The 15,690-nt window shown below is 69.5% G+C and carries 7 protein-coding genes; 3 read left to right on the top strand and 4 right to left on the bottom strand.

All coding sequences use genetic code 11. The features are described from left to right. Positions 1–39 precede the first annotated feature (39 nt). The 3 genes from CLV68_RS12825 to CLV68_RS12815 form a co-directional block, all read right to left on the bottom strand. The gene (locus tag CLV68_RS12825; protein WP_121390554.1) at positions 40–1,464 is read right to left on the bottom strand and encodes a WGR domain-containing protein; all 1,425 of its coding nucleotides are present in this window, start codon (positions 1,462–1,464) and stop codon (positions 40–42) included. 106 nt (positions 1,465–1,570) lie between these two features. Continuing rightward, entirely contained in the window at positions 1,571–5,608 is a 4,038-nt protein-coding gene (locus CLV68_RS12820) for a SpoIIE family protein phosphatase (RefSeq protein WP_246009787.1), read from the bottom strand. A gap of 268 nt (positions 5,609–5,876) precedes the next feature. Further along, complete coding sequence (locus tag CLV68_RS12815; RefSeq protein WP_147459969.1) at positions 5,877–12,053, bottom strand: PA14 domain-containing protein; 6,177 nt, start codon at positions 12,051–12,053, stop codon at positions 5,877–5,879. 313 nt (positions 12,054–12,366) lie between these two features. Here CLV68_RS12815 and CLV68_RS12810 point away from each other — a divergent pair, with 313 nt between their 5' ends. The 3 genes from CLV68_RS12810 (at position 12,367) to CLV68_RS12805 (ending at position 14,063) form a co-directional block, all read left to right on the top strand. Further along, on the top strand, positions 12,367–13,236 hold the full coding sequence (locus tag CLV68_RS12810) for an MFS transporter (protein WP_246009786.1): 870 nt from the start codon (positions 12,367–12,369) through the stop codon (positions 13,234–13,236). Positions 13,237–13,301: 65 nt separating this feature from the next. After that, positions 13,302–13,691 (top strand): hypothetical protein, encoded by a 390-nt coding sequence (locus CLV68_RS35090; protein WP_246009785.1) that lies wholly within the window; start codon positions 13,302–13,304, stop codon positions 13,689–13,691. Positions 13,692–13,712: 21 nt separating this feature from the next. Then, positions 13,713–14,063, top strand: a complete 351-nt coding sequence (locus CLV68_RS12805) for an ArsR/SmtB family transcription factor (protein ID WP_121390551.1) — start codon at positions 13,713–13,715, stop codon at positions 14,061–14,063. A gap of 24 nt (positions 14,064–14,087) precedes the next feature. Here CLV68_RS12805 and CLV68_RS12800 read toward each other — a convergent pair whose 3' ends face one another. After that, positions 14,088–15,596, bottom strand: coding sequence for an alpha/beta hydrolase (locus CLV68_RS12800; protein WP_121390550.1), 1,509 nt, complete (start codon positions 15,594–15,596; stop codon positions 14,088–14,090). Between the last annotated feature and the right edge of the window lie 94 nt (positions 15,597–15,690).

The raw sequence follows: 15,690 nt of genomic DNA, 5'->3' as shown, positions 1-15,690 counted from the left end.
CCCCGGTCTTGCGGGACCAGGGCGACGCGAGGGGGCGGGTCAGTTGATGCGCTTGATCTCGCCGCGGGCTCGGTAGAAGGAGCCGTTGGCCGAGGTGAGGACTTCGGAGACGACGTAGCGGGCGCCGGGGATCCTGATGTTCTTGGGGAACTGGACGCCCCAGGTGGGGTTGTAGCCGTCGGTGCGGACGTGGACGCGGACTCGGCCGCCGGACTGGACGCATTCGACGATGACGCCGTCGGCGGGGGTGACGTGGGTGACGACCTCGACCTCGGCGGTGGCCTCGACCCGGTCGACGTGGCCTGCCTTGATGTCCTGGCGTTCGGGCAGCGTGCCCTGTTCGGCGGCGTGGACGGCGGCCGCGCTGGCGTCCACACAGGCCAGTGAGCCGTCGGTGGTCACCAGGTACAGGCGTTCGTCGCGGTACTGCATGGAGTACGCCGAACCGCAGTCGGTGCCCAGTTTCCACAGGCGCGTGCCGTCGGCGGCGAAGCAGTACACAGAGGACTGGTTGTCGCCCGCGAAGACGAACTCGCCGTCGGGTGAGGTGGCGCAGGAGAACACGGCGGCGTCGCAGCGGTAGTTGCCGGTGACCTTGCCGTCGGCCTTGGCGAAGCGGTGCACCCAGCCGCGGCTGGTGCCCGCGAACACCTCGGCGCGCTCTTGCCACCCGAACAGGACGCTGCCGGTCGTGTCCGCGTGCCACACCTGCTCGCCGCGCCCGGAGTAGTGCGTCACGCCGCGGGAATGCCCGTGGTATACGCCTTGCGCGGCGTTGCGGACCATCCACGCGCTGTCGCCGGAGCTCGGCCGCGACCACTGGAACTCGTCCTCGTGGTCGACGACGGTCACGCCACCGTGCCGGTCGGACACCCCGAGCACGCCGTCGTGGATGTCGAGCCAGTAGATGTCGACGTCGTCGGCGATCTCGTAGGCCACCCGGGGAACCTTCGCGCCCAGGTCGTAGACGTTGCCGTCGTCGCACCCGGCGTAGATCCAGAAGTCGTCGGCGACGATGCACTTGACCGCGTCCGGGAGTCCGAACCGGCCGGTGACGCGGCCGTCGTGGGTGAGGGTGTAGACGTCGCCGTTCTCGTTGCCCACCCAGGCTTGGTCCTCACCGACGAAGATCCCGAACGCTGGCGCGCCGGAGGTGAACCGCCACAGCACCGGCGCCTGGCGGGCGGTCGAGCGGGTGCTGACGATCTCGCGCCTGCTCACCGGCCTGCGCCCCCGCTCCCCCTTGACCGCGGGCGCGTACCCCTTGCGCACCTTCTCGCCGATCTTCTTCTCGGCCGCCTTGAGCGCCTTGCCGTGGTCGGCGAACGACGCCGTCCTGACCTGCCCCTGCTCCCCGATCCGCCCGTAGGTGATGGTGACCTCGGTGTCCACGACGCGCACCTCGTAGAACTTGTGCGCGCCGCCCCCCGTCTCGGACAGCTCCAGGTACGTCGTGGCGGACATGTAGTGATTCCTCTCTGCGTGAGCTGGACTCACACTATCGAGGGCCACCGACAGTTCCTGAAGGGTGACGGGGCGAGCACGACGTAGCCAACCCGGCCAAGGGCACCTAGCCGATCCGGGTGGTCATGTGGACGGTTGTGCCGGTGGGGCTCGGGGTGATGGTGACCTGGCGCAGGAGGGCGTGCATGAGGGAGATGCCGCGGCCGCGGTGGGGGCTTCTGGTGGGGTCTGGGGGGAGCCAGCTGCCGGAGTCGGTGGTGGTGAGGGTCAGGGTCGGGCCGGTGATCTCGGCGTGGAAGCGGATCGGGCCGGTGGTGGTGTCGCGGGAGCCGTGTTCGATGGCGTTGGCCCATGCCTCGCCGACGGCCACGAGGACGTCGTCGATGACGGCCACCGGCACGGCGAATCGGATCAGCCAGTCGCGTAGGGCGTGCCGGGCGGGGGCGAGCCTGACTGCCTCAGCGGGGAAGGTCAGGTCCAGCGGCGCGGGGTGGCGGTAGAGCAAGATCGCGACGTCGTCGTCATAGCCGCCGTCCGGGGCCAGGCGGGTCATCACTTGGTCGGCCAGTAGGTCGAGTTGGGTGTCGCGGCCGTGTTCCATCGTGTCGACGACCTGGGAGATGCCGACCGACAGGGCGCGGCGGCGGCGTTCGACGAGCCCGTCGGTGTAGACCAGCAGGGTCGCGCCCGCGGCGAGCACGCACTCGGACTCGGGGCGCTGGAACGGCGGTTGGACGGCCAGCGGGGTCGCCGATGCCCGGTCGAGGTACTCGACGGGGCCGTCCGCGGCGGTGACGATCGCCAGCGGGTGGCCCGCGCTGGAGTAAGTCAGCGTGCCGGTGGCCGGGTCGAGCACGCCGCAGAACACCGTGGTGCACACCGCGCCGGGCACGTCGGCGGCGAAGTCGTCGAGCGCCATGAGCGTGCGGGCCGGTCCCGCGTTCTGCAGCAGCAGCGCGTGGCAGGCACTGCGCAGCTGCCCCATCACCGCCGCCGCGTTGAGCCCGCGGCCGACGCAGTCACCGACCACGACGCCGATCCTGCCGTCCGGCAAGGGAACAGTGTCGTACCAGTCGCCGCCGACCTCCAGCGGGCTCGCGGCCGGTTCGTAGCGCACGACGAACCCGGCGGGCAGGTGGGCGGGCCCGAGGATCGCGCGTTGCAGGGCCAGCGCGGTCTCGCGCTGCTGGTCGATCTGGTGGGCGCGCGCCAGCCCCAGGGCGAGGTGCCCGGTGAGCAACGACAGCAGCAGCTCGTCCTGGTGAGTGAACGGGCGGTGCGGGTGCGGTTCGAGCCACAGGACCATCGGCCCCTCGGGGTGGTCCAGGCTGATCCCGACGCCGACGCCCGGCTCGGTCACCGGGGCCAGGGTCGGGTGCGCGCGCAGCGCGGTGAGCGCCGACCGGAGTCGCTCGGGCAGATCTGCCCAGGTCAGGGCCGGGTCAGTGCTGGTGATCACCGGCTCGGAGCCCGCCGCGCTGACCACGGCCAGCACGCGCGGCGCCCGCCACAGGCCCGCGAGCTCCTCCAACGCCCCGATCAACGCCTCGGGCAGGCTGGTCGCGCCGGAGAGCCGCATGCTCACCGCGGCGAGCGCGCTGTCGCGTTGGATCGCGTAGTGCTCGGCGGTGACGTCACGGAAGGTGCCGACGGTGACCGTCCGGCCGGAGTCGGGGTCCTGGGTCTGGTTGTGCGTCGCGCTGATCCAGAGCCGGTGCCCGTCGCGGTGCACGACCGGGACCACCGGGCGGGCGCCCACCTCGCCGCCGATCAGGCTGGTGAAGGCGTCGAGCGCGCGCTGGTTGCCCTCGGGGTCGGTGTCCGGGTCCGGCCACCACGGGTGCGGCGACCGGTACGGCAGCCCCTCTTGGCCGTACCCGAGGATGTCGGCGAACGCGGTGTTGACCTCGATGATCGCCCCGTCCTCCGCGCAGACGAAGAACGCCTCTTGCAGCGAGTCGACCAGGGCGGCGTGCCAGCGGGCGTGGTGGTTGCGCAGCCGGGCCAGCTCGACGTTCGCCCGGACCCTGGCCAGCAGTTCGGCGGCGGCGAACGGCTTGACCAGGTAGTCGTCGGCGCCCGCGTGCAGGCCCTCGATCGACTCCTCCTGGCCCGCACGGGCGGAGAGCAGCAGCACGGGCACGGCGGCGGTGCGCGGGTCGGCGCGCAGGGCGGACACCAGGCCGAGGCCGTCCAACCTGGGCATCATCACATCGCTGACCACCAGCTGCGGCGGCGCGGTCCGGACGATCTCCAGGGCGTCGAGCCCGTCGACGGCGGCGCGGACCCCGTAGCCCGCCGTGGTGAGCAGTCGGTCGAGGTACTCGCGCATGTCAGCGTTGTCGTCAACCACTAGGACTGTCGCACCTTGCCCGGCGATCTCGGCGCTAGGGACCGCAAGCAGGTCGTGCTCGCCAGGTAGCCACCGCAGCGCCTCTTGCACATACGGGTCCGCAGTCGTGGTGACGGCGCTGGCGGTCTGATCCTGTGCGACGGAGTCCGCGGGCAGGTGCGTACGACCGAACGGGAGGCGGATCGTGAAGCGGGTGCCTTCGCCCTCGACGCTGTCCCCGGTGATCGTGCCGCCGTGCAGTCCCACCAGTTCCTGCACGAGCGCCAAGCCGATACCGCTGCCTTCGTTGGACCGCGACCGCGCGTTCTCGATGCGGTGGAAGCGTTCGAACAGCCGGGGGATCTCCTCGGGCGGGATGCCGACCCCGGTGTCGGTGACGGTGATGACCGCGGTGGGGCCGTCGGCGTGCACCGAGACGCCGATCGAGCCGTCGAAGGTGAACTTGACGGCGTTGCTGAGCAGGTTGAGGACGACCTTCTCCCACATGCCCAGGTCCAGGTACACCGGCTCGGGCAGCGGCGGGCAGTGGACGACGAAGTCCAGACCTGCCTTGTCGATCGCCGAGCGGAACACGCTGGCCAGTTCCAGCGTGGTCGCGGCGAGGTCGACCGGCTCGTAGCGCGCCCGCGCCCGGCCTGCCTCGATCCGCGAGAAGTCGAGCAGCGTGTTGACCAGCTTGCCCAGCCGCAGCCCGTTGCGGTGCACGATCGCCAGGTCCTCGCTCGTCGCGGGGTCCGCCCTGGCGAGCATGTCCTCGACCGGGCCCATGATCAGGGTGAGCGGTGTGCGGAACTCGTGGCTGATGTTGGAGAAGAACGTCGTCTTGGCGCGGTCGAGTTCGGCGAGTTCCTCGGCTCGCTGCTGCTGCGCCCGGTAACTGCGCGCGCTGGCGATACCGGCGGCGACATGACCCGCGACGAGGTCGATGAAACCGCGGTAGCCGTCGTCTAGCGGCCGGAAGTTGTTCAACCCGGCGACCATGAACCCGTAGTCGCGCAGCGGTAGGACCAACGCGCGCGTAGGAGGCGCGGGCCAGTCGCCATTCTGAAGGCCGTGGAACACCGTGGGGTCGAGTTCCATCAGTTGCGGTTCTGAACCTAGAGGCCAGATCTCGGCCGGGTACTCGATGTCGACACCGGTCGCGCTGGTCAACCGCGGCTCGCCCTCGGTGGCGTAGGTGAGGGTGAAGGGGAGGTCGCGGGTGTTGCGCGCCAACTGGTCCCTGGCGAAGGCGAGCGCTTCCTGCTCGGTGCGCTGCGCGTTGGGGTCGGAGCCCAGGTCGCGCAGCGTGGCCATCCGCCGCTCGCCGATGATCCGCTCGGTGTCCTCGCTGACCACGCACAACATGCCCACGACGGCGTCGGTCTCGTCGCGCAGCGGGCTGTAGGAGAAGGTGTGGTAGCTCTCCTCGCGGAACCCGGAGCGCTCCACGAACAGCAACAACGCCTCGTCCCAGGTCGCCTGCCCGGTGGTCATGACGGTGTCGACCCGCGGCCCGATGTCGGTCCAGATCTCCGCCCACACCTCCCGCGCGGGCCGCCCCAGCGCCCACGGGTACTTGCGCGCCAACGTGTCCCGGCGGTAGGCGGCGTTGCAGAAGAACGTCAGCTCCGGCCCCCACGCCAACCACATGGGGAACCGCGACGACAACAGGATGCTCACCGCGGTCCGGAGGCTCTGCGGCCACCCCGACGGCTCCCCCAGCGGCCCGGCGGCCCAGTCGACCGCCGCCAGGTCCCGCCCCACCTCGACATCGGCGGCGAACACATCGCCCCCACCCGACCTCGCCACCGCCGTACTCCATCCGCTCCACACCAGGCCCCCAGCCGGTAGTCAACCACGTCACCGTCCGGGCAACAGGTCGAGAAACTCACCCCGCCGAGCGGACTAGTGAGCAGCGCGCACCGCGTACCACGACGCAACGATCCCCGAACCCGGACGTCGTCGCCTCGAATCGTGCGAGCACAGGACGGCCCGCCGGTGAGGATCACCGACGGGCCGTCCTGGTTGTGCGCTAGCGGCGCGGGATGTCAGCCCGGCGCCCGGGGGCTACACGCGGTCACTTGCCCGCGATGTAGGTGGCCACTGATCCGACGCACCCACCGACGGCGCCGAAGATCGCGCCCCACGGCCCGCCGGGAGCACCAGCCAGGATTCCGCCTCCGGCACCGCCCGCACAGGTGAGCATCGCCTTGCCGTACGGGTTGTACACGGCGTTGGCGTCGTAGATGACGTTGCCCTGCCGCTTGTAGATGAGCTTCTCGAACGGACTGGGCTTGCCGCTCATGGTCCACGGCGAGGCCCAGATCTTTCGCGAGACCTCCTTGCCACGCCGGTAGACGACCTCGGTGCGCTTGCGATCGAAGCCCTTGCCGGTGTAGTAGGTGATCGTGTAGCTGGGACGCCACTTGATGATGTTGCGCCAAGCGGCGCACCACTTCTTCACCCAGCGCGAACAGGCCCTGGAGTTGCCGTCGAGGTCGGTGCTGTTGATGGGGTCGGCCGAGGTGTAGTCGTAGTCGTTGGCGCTGCCGCCTTCGACTGGGTCGACGGAGAGGAAGCGGCCGAGTGCAGGGCTGTAGGGGCGGGCGCCCATCTGGACGATGGACAGTGCCCCGGCGTGCTCGTACGGGCGCTGGTGCTGCCCCAGCCAGCCGTTGTCGAAGTGGCCGGGCTGGTTGTCCGGAACTCCGTCGTTGCTGGTGGTGCCGGTCTCGCCGTACGGGCCGTAGGTCCGCAGGGAACCGGACTGCAAGCCGGTCGAGGTGGTGGTGAGGGTCAGGTCACCGCGGACGGTGGGGTGGTCCCAGGTGCGGTCCGCCGCCACCGGCTTCCAGGTGTAGAGCACGCCGCCGGGAAGGCTGATGCTGCGGGTGATGATCTTCTTGTCGGTGGCGTCGAGGGCGTAGTCGGCCGTGTCGCCGGTGCCGGTGAAGCCGAAGCGGATGTCGGCGGTCGTGTCGCCCTGGGCGGCCTGACGGCGGATGATCCGGTCGGTGGCGTCCCTGGTGTAGGACACCGATGCCGGGTCGGATCCGGTGGTGGTGATGAGGATGTTGCGGTCGGTGGTGTCCCAACCGAACACCGTGGTCGCGCTGCCCTGGGTGTACTGGGTGGTGGAACCGTGGGTGTTGTAGGTGACACCGGTGATCGGGCTGGTACCGGTGGTGGCGAGGATCCGGTCGGCGGCGTCGTAGCAGTAGCCGGTGTCGGCGGTGCCGCTGCTCGTCTCGTCGTAGAGGTAGACCCGGTTGGTGTTCAAACCGGCGTTGGTCTGCTTGCCGGTCGGACACGTCGACGGGGCGTTGGAGGTGAAGTCGTAGACGTAGTGGTGGTCGGTGACCCACGCGTCGGTCAGCCGACCGGCCGCGTCGTAGACGAAGTTCGGCAGGCTGGGCCTGGCGTCGACACCGGCCAGCGACTCGTCGACGATCGTGCCCGCACGGGTGCGGGTGACCGCCGAGGAGATCGTGACGTTGTTGCTGGTCTTCCAGTTCAACCCGGTCGGCCTACCACTGGTGTCCTTGGTGACGGAGTTCAGCGAACTGCCGTTGGAGTAGGACACCGACGCGGGCTCGCCCGCGGCGTCGTAGGTCGTGGTGGCCAGCACCGTGGCGCCCAACGACGTGGTGAGCACGCGACCGGCGTCGTCGTAGGTGTTGGTGATCTCTTGCGCGGCGTCGGCCACGTTCGGTGGGATGACCTTCTCCAACGTCACCCGACCGACCTGGTTGAAGCTGGTCTCCGTGCGCACACCGTTGGCGTCGGTGTAGGCGACGGTACGACCCAGTAGGTCGACCTGTGTGGTGATCGTGCCGTTGTAGTCACTCACCGACAAGGTCAGCGGGTCACCACCCACGGCGTAGTTGGTCGTGATGGTGCGCGCACCGGCCGAGCCGTTCGCCGGGATGGCCACCGACACCTGACGGTCACGAGCGTCGTAGGTGGTGCAGGTCCAGTCCCCGGAGATCGACTTGGCCACCCCCCGCCCCGAAGCGTCATAGATCTGCTCGTCGACCCGCGCCGGACCCGAGGCGGGCGTCGCCGACGTCGCCTTCTTCGACAAACCTCCCTGGTTCACCTGGACGTCACCTGCCACACACGGATCGTCACGGGTCTCGGTGTCCCCGTAGTACTCCGTGGTCGACTGCACTCCCGTCGGCAGTGCCTTGGCGGTAGAGCGCAGGTAGCCTGCGCCAGGTGTCTCATAGCTCGTCGAGGTGGTAAGACCACCGCTGGTCGAGCTCGTGGACAGACCATAGGCGGGGCTGATGCCGTTCTCGTCGTAGCGGATCGCGCGGACCGAGTCCGGCACACCGTTGGACTCGTACGCCGTCTCCGACGTGGTCAAGCCATGTCGCGGCTTGAGCGCCGAGCCGGGGACGACTTCCTGCACGGCGGCCGGGGTGGTCCAGTGGAGTTCGAGCTGGGCGCCGAGGTTGACCTCGAAGTAGTCGATGCGGATCTTCTTCGACTCACCAGCGGCGCCGCTGACAACGTTGGCGTTGCGCCACAGCGGGTAGGTGCCGATCCAGCTGTCGATGATCAGCTGGTCGTCCACCCAGACGCGGATTCCGTCGTCGGCGAGCAGCCGGAGGTTGTAGGTTCCCGCGGCCGGGAACACGATGTCACCGGTCGCCCGCAGCGAGAAGTAGTCCGCTGGAATCCCTGTGGTGGGTGCGGCGGGCCAGGTCTGCTGGAGCTTGCCGGTGGGGTCACCGAAACCGGTGGTGTAGACCTTCGGCGCACCGGACAAGGTGTTGTTGTCGTACCACGAGACCGACAAGCCGTTGATGTTCTCGTCATACCCGGTCGTGGTCCTGGGCACGGTGCTCGCGCAGGCGACAGTGGGAACCTGGCCGGTGAAGCACGACGCCGGTGCGGGGCCGTAGTTGTCGATCGGGCGGTCCTGCGCGTCGTAGACCGTGGTCGATACCCGGCCCGCGAGGTCGGTGGAGGTGAGCTTCTGGTCCTTGACGTTCCAGGTCTGCGAGGACACCTTGCCAGTGGCATCTGTTGTGGACAACAGCCGGTCGGCGTCGTCGTAGATGACCTTGTTCGAGAAGCCGACAGCGGGTGTGATGCCCGCGACGTCGGTGTAGGCGATGCGGTTGGGGCGGTCATAGCGGTAGGAGTGCGCGGGTCGCGACGCCCCTGTCACCGGTGCCGGGCTGGTGACCGACGTGGCCACCGGCTTGACCGCGGCGGTGTTGTCGTAACCGATCGCGGTGTAGGTCGCCGCGGTGTCGCGAACACCCGGGTTCACCGCGACCCAATCGGCCGCGAGCGAGCTACGGGTGCCGGTCAGGACACCGTTGGTGTAGGAGTAGTCGGTGATCTCACTGCCCGGGTCCTCGATCCGGAACAGCTGCCCCGCCTTGTACCAGAGCCGTGAGGTGCTGCCGTCCCAGTAGACGATGCGGCACAGCATCTGGGCCGGGGGCAACGAGTCCGCGCCCGAGGGAACCGAGGCGCCGCCGTAGCAGTCCTCGCCCGGGCGGTTGTAGTACAGCTGGTGCAACCGGTTCGAGACCGGGTCCTTGATCTGGACCAATCGCGAGGGGGTGCCGTTGTAGAGGTTCTGCAATGCGGCGGGCTTGCGCGAATCGGCCACATTGGACTGCGTGTCGAGTTTGCCGTCCGTGCGGAACACGAACACATCCGCGCCCTGGGTCAGGGTCACCCGGCCGGTGTTGTCCAGGCCGAGCGTCCCCTCCTCGTCCTCCGGCGGCGCGTACCCACCAGCGGACTTCTTGGTCCACGTGTGCTTCGCACCGGTGGCGTCGGTGACGACGATGGTCTGGTCCACCACCTTCGCCTCGGTGTAAGTGCTCCCGGAGCCGTCAAGGTCAGCCGACAGGGTCCAGCCCTTGGGCAACGCTGGGCTGTCGGTGGACGCCAGCCACGCCGAGGGGACGATCTGCTCGGTGACCGGACCACCGGAGGTGGTGCGGGTGTAGAGCTTCATCGAGGCGTTGCCGGTCATCTCCTGCAACTCGACCTTGATCGGCACAGCCACACCCTGGGTCAGCGCGACACCGGTGGCCGCGGCCCAGTCGAGCGCGGCACGCGGCGTGGCCACGTCGTAGACCTTGGCGTTGTTGATCCAGATCACCGGGCCGTCGTCGTGCAGACCGGCGAACTGGTAGGTGCCGGTGACCGGCGGAATGAACCACCCCTCCCACCGGACCAGCCACCAGTCCCCGCCCAAGGCAGGCGAGTGCGGGGAGCTGGTACCCCAGTCCGCGTTGATCTGCGGCTCGTTCCGGGTCAGGACCGGGACCTGCTGGTCGTTGATCAAACCAGCGTGCGACACGTCATCGAAGTAGGACGCCTTCACACCAGTCGCGACCGGCTGCTGGGAGTTGTAGGTGAAACTGAGACCGGCAGTCCCACCAACCGTGGTGAACGTCGGCGACGACGCCGAAGTGGAGACGTTGCCATTGGCCAAATTCACCGCGACCGGACCCACAGTGTCCACAGGAGACGGACCGTGGTCACCGATGCGCTGGTCGACCTTGAAGTGCCCGACCCAAGCGGACGGCGTCAAGCTGTAACCCGACGCGGTGGTGGCCTTCCACGTGTACGCCGCACCGTCGGTCAGCACACCCTCCGGGATCGTCCACGTCGGAGTCGTCACGCAACCCGAGTCCACGACCTGACCCGACTTGCCATCCGTGCCGGTGGCCACGGTGAAGCAGTACTTCACCGCGTCACCATCGGCGTCGGTGACCGAGTTGACCGCCAACGTCGGCGTCAACGAAGTCAGCACGCTGTTGTCCGCGGGCGCCGAGAGAACCGGTGCCGGGGGCGCGCTGCCGGTGTCGACGTACAGGGTCGCGTTGAGGTTCTTGTAGGTGTAGACACCGGGGTTCTCGGTGCCGGTCAGCATGAACCAGTAGGCCCAGTTGTTGGTGTCGACGGCGTTCTTGATGAAGTTGGTCAACGCGGTGCTCTGGAAGCTGCCGACATCACCGACGACCGAGGACGCCAGGAACGGGCCAGGGCCGTTGAAGCTGAAGTTGTTCAGGTCGTAGAGGTTGGTGCCCCACGCCTTGTTGTAGCCACCGCCACCCGAGCGCGCGACATCCAGGCGCACCCCGACCACGGTCTTACCCGACAGCGACGGGTAGTTGTAGTGGAACGCCGACCGCCAGTACGTGTCGCCGCCACCGGAGCCGGACTGGGAGTTGCCGATCCGCACACCGCACTGTTGGCACGAGTACCCGTCGGACTTGTACGCCCACGCGTTGTCGGTGTTGAAGCTGAACGTCGGGTCGACGCTGACCGGGTAGACCCGCTTCGAGTCCTTCAACCATGCCTCGTCGACCGAGACGGTCAAGGCCCACTTGCCCTTGGCCTGCTCCAACGCGTACCGGCCACCGGTCTGCGCCGGGGCCTTGTCCTTGCCGTCGCCAGCCGAGTCCCAGGTCTCGACCGGCGGCATCACCGCCTTGATCTTCCCGGCGGCGTCCACCAGCTCCACGCCATCGCCCGCAAGACGCGGGGTCAAGCTGCCGGTGTCCAGAGTGAACCGCCACGACGACCGGCCCGGCTTGCGCAGGACGATCGTCTCCTTCACCGAACTCGCCGTGACCTCGTACTTCAGGTCCGTGTCCGGCGCCACATCCGTGTAGTCGGCGTTCTTGCCCGCCACCCTCGCCTTGCGGCCCTTCGCGGCACCCTCAAGACCGAGCGACACCTTCGCGCCGTCGACCTCGATACCGACCAACGCCGAGTCATCGGCCGAAGCCCCCAGAGAAGGGTTCAGCGGATGCCGCTTCGCCTTCGCCCGACCCGACCTGTCGACCTCCAACGAGGCATCGATCGCCTGCCAGGTGCCAGCCTCATCCTTGACGTTCAACGGCTCCGCCGACTGCTTCACCGTCCGCGAACCATCCGGGTTCACGTACTCCTCGACGAACTGCGACCGCGACACCACCCGCGACCGCGCCGGGTCGAACCGCGAACCCGGGTCAGCCGCCCTGGCGAGCGGGGCGAAATCCGCGTCCACCCGCGGCGCGGGCGCACGCTTCTCCGCCGCGGCAGGCGCATCGGCCAGCGGCAGCGTCCGTACATCAACAGCAGTAGAGGGACCAGACTTGGGCGCAGCGGCGGCAGGCGTGACCGCGGTCACGCCTGACACCATCAACGCGATGGACAGGGCCACTCCGGCACCCCGGGCAGCCTTCATCAGGCGCGCGCGTTCGCGCGCGCCGCTATAGCGACGTTTCACGTGTATCCCCAGAGAATCAGGCGGCGCCCCAACCCGCCGCACCAGTATTCACCACTGAGCATGGCGGTTTCTCGCGCGCAACACGATCGGCCATTCGTGTTGCACAGGAGCGGCGGACCCGGACATATGAGCCATCCGCACCACGATCGTCATCGACCACGGGCGATCACCAACGAGATGTTGTTGACCAACAACGACATCTCCCCGTCGACACTCATCCTCGCCGCCCCCTGTCGCGCATCACCGATACCGCACATCACTGGCACTTGCCACGTTGTCGCGTGCGCACCTGAGCACACATATATTCGGCGCCATGTCGGCGTTGGCGAACCGCACCTACCGGCGGTTGCTGGTGGCGCACGTGGTCGCGCTGGTGGGCACCGGTCTGACCACGGTGGCGCTGGGGCTGCTGGCGTACGACCTCGCGGGGGCCGGGGCAGGCGTGGTCCTCGGCGGGGTGCTGGCGGTGAAGATGGTCGCCAACGTGCTGGTCGCGCCGGTGGCCGCCGCGGTGGCGGAGCGGGTGGGCAGGCGGGCGCTGCTGGTGTCCGCGGACCTGGTCCGGTGCGGGGTCGCGCTGGCGCTGCCCTGGGTCGACGCGGTGTGGCAGGTGGTCGTCCTGGTCGCCGTGCTGCAGGTCGCGGCGGCGACGTTCACCCCGGCGTTCCAGGCGGTCATCCCCCGGGTCCTGACCGACGAACGCGACTACACCCGCGCGCTGTCGCTGTCCCGCTTGGCGTACGACGTCGAGCGCGTGGTCAGTCCTGTCCTGGCGGCGGCGCTGCTCACGGCGATCACCTTCTCCTGGCTGTTCGTCGGTACCGCTGCCGGGTTCCTTGTCTCCGCTGGCCTGATCGCCACTCTTACGCTGCCTGCCCATGCGGACGCCTCGACCTCGTTGGCGGAGCGCACGATCAAGGGCATCCGCGCGTACCGCCACACACCGCGCCTACGCGCACAACTGGGGATCAACCTGGCTGCCGCGGCTGGGGGCGCGATGGTGTTGGTCAACACGGTCGTGCTGGTGCGCGGCGAGCTTGGCATGGGGCCGACGGCGGTCGCGGTAGCGCTAGGGGTGTTCGCGGCGGGCCTATGGGCGCGGCGCTCGCGTTGCCCCGGTTGCTCGAACGGTGGCCGCAGCGGCAGGTCATGGTCGGCGCGGGCGGGGTGTTGGTTGCGCTGATGGCGGCGGGCACGGCGGTGTTCTGGTCCGGCGTGCGGTGAGGGCCACTGCTGGGGTTGTGGCTGGTGCTCGGGGTGGCGTACTCGGCGATGCTGACCCCGGTCGGACGGCTGATCCGGGCGTCGGCGCACCCGGACGACCTGCCCGCGCTCTTCGCCGCCCAGTACGCCCTGTCGCACGCCGAGTGGCTGGTGACGTACCTGCTCGCCGGTCTGCTGGGCGGCGTGGTCGGCCCGGCCGCGACCCTGGGGCTGCTGACCGTGGTCGCCGCCGCGGGCCTGGTGTTCGGCGCGCGGGTGTGGCGGGGCGCGGACTCGGTGGAGCACGTGCACGCGGACCTGCCCGCAGGCGACCCGCACCTGGGTGACGCTGTGCGGTGCTCCGGTGGGTGGCGGCACACGCACCACTACGTCATAGACCGCGTGCACCGCCGTTGGCCGGTCGCACCCCGGTAAGAGCTGCGAGGATGTCCCACCATGCACGCCCCCCGCCACCCCGAGCCCGACTGGCGGCAGCTGCCACCCGAGGAACACGTGGCGGTCGCCGTCGACGCACTGCGGATGCTCGCCGACCCCACCCGCCTGCGCCTGCTCTGGCTACTCTGCGGCGCCGAGTACGACGTCACCACCCTCGCCACCGCCGTGGGCACCGCCCGCCCCGCCGTGTCCCAGCACCTGGCCAAACTCCGCCGCACCGGCCTGGTCACCCTCCGCCGAGACGGCCGCCGAGCCCTCTACCGAGCCACCAGCACCCACGTCCGCCACCTGCTGGCCGAAGCCCTCCACACCGCCCACCACCACGCCGCTGGCCTACCCGACCACGACTGAACGGACCGGGCCGAGCGACGCCGTTCACCGCAGCAGTGGCGTGAACCCGGTCAACCCGGCCTGCCGAGGACCGCCCGGGTCGGGCTCGCACGTCCGGTCGTGGCGGGGCAGGGTGCCGGTGGTGAGGAACCGGTGGGTCTCGGTGATCGCGCACGACGGGGTGGTGGGGTCGTAGGCGCCGTGGTTGCCGGTGTTGACGGTGATCATGCGGGCTCGGTGGCCCAGGGAGTCGCGCATTCCCAGAGCGCCCGCGTACGGGGTGGCCGGGTCGCGGAGGGTCTGGAGCAGCAGGATGTTGGTCGGTCCGTTGGTGGTGACGCGGACGGTGGGCTCGAGTGGTTTGGGCCAGAACGCGCACGGCCAGATGTTCGCGCCCATCCCGCCCAGGATCGGGTACCTCGCCCGGTTCACCCGCACCTCGCGCCGGTACTGGTCGATGTCGTGCGGCCAGTACGTGTCGCCGCAGGTGACCGCCATCAGGACCGCGACCGAGTTGTCCTGCGGCACCCCGGGCACCAGCTCCGGATCGCCCCAGGCGGGAGCCGGGCCGCCATCGGCCAGGAACCGCCACCACGCGCCGATCTCCGGGAAGTACAGGCTGTGGTACGAGTACGCCCGGAAGATCGCGCGGAGGAGATTCCCGTTGACCGGCCCGGCTTTCGGGTGAACGACCGGAGTCCGGTCCAGCTTCTTGGCGAGCGCGAGAAACCCCGCCCGCACCTGGTCCGGCGTCGCACCGAACCCGCCCTCCCGCACGGCCCACGCCGCGAAGTCCGGGAACCGCAGCTCGGCGCCGCTGTCCCAGAGGGCCCACTGCCGGTGCCACACCCGGTTGGGATCGACGTTGCCGTCCAGCACGATCCGGTCGGTCCGCTCCGGGAACAAGGTCGCGTACACCGCGCCGAGGTAGCTGCCATAGGACCCGCTGGAGTAGGAGATCCTCCGCTCCCCCAAGGCAACCCGGATCCGGTCCATGTCGCGGGCCGTGTTCGCCGTCGTCACGTGTCGGACGATGTCGCCGCCGTGCTTGAGGCAGTCGCGGGCCAGATCCCTTGCGTAGTCGACATTCCCGGTGATCGAGCCATCGGCGGCCGGGAACGGCATGACCCACTCGTTGGGCAGTTCGGCGGGCGAGCGGCCGCACGTGATCGGCGTGCTGTAGCCGACTCCCCGCGGGTCGAACCCGATCAGGTCATACCGGTCGAGCACCTCCCGCGAGTACGCCTGCGCGTACCGGCTCGGCAGGTGCAGGCTGGCCTGACCCGGGCCGCCTCCGTTGTGCAGCAACACCCCGCGCCGGAGTCCGGGTTTCGCGGTGGCCAACCGGGACACCCGGATCTCGATCTTGCGTCCGCCCGGCGCCCGGTAGTCCAGCGGCACCTCCAGCACCGCGCACCGCAACCGCGGATCGCTCCCGGCCGGGTCGGGCGGGCACTCCCCCCACGCCGACTCCGCTACCGCCACCCCGGGCACGATGCCGCCGAATGCCACGGCCAGCACCACCGCACCGACCACCCACCGCCGTCCGATCATGTCCAGACCATAGGGACAAACCCGACCACCGGTCCAGCGCCACCACCCGGACCACGGTCCGCCGCAGCGCCCAGATCCCTTGACAGACAAGCGA

This window comes from Actinokineospora cianjurensis, assembly GCF_003663795.1.
GTDB classification, from domain to species: Bacteria; Actinomycetota; Actinomycetes; order Mycobacteriales; family Pseudonocardiaceae; genus Actinokineospora; species Actinokineospora terrae.
The sequence above is the reverse complement of the archived record's forward strand: the minus strand, read 5'-3'. Positions and strand labels throughout refer to the sequence as shown.

What these genes read in the sequence shown, in the direction of transcription:
- CLV68_RS12825 (WP_121390554.1), bottom strand. Translation starts at nt 1,464, where the DNA reads ATGTCCGCCACGACGTACCTGGAGCTGTCCGAGACGGGGGGCGGCGCG.
- CLV68_RS12810 (WP_246009786.1), top strand. Translation starts at nt 12,367, where the DNA reads ATGTCGGCGTTGGCGAACCGCACCTACCGGCGGTTGCTGGTGGCGCAC.
- CLV68_RS12805 (WP_121390551.1), top strand. Translation starts at nt 13,713, where the DNA reads ATGCACGCCCCCCGCCACCCCGAGCCCGACTGGCGGCAGCTGCCACCC.
- CLV68_RS12800 (WP_121390550.1), bottom strand. Translation starts at nt 15,596, where the DNA reads ATGATCGGACGGCGGTGGGTGGTCGGTGCGGTGGTGCTGGCCGTGGCA.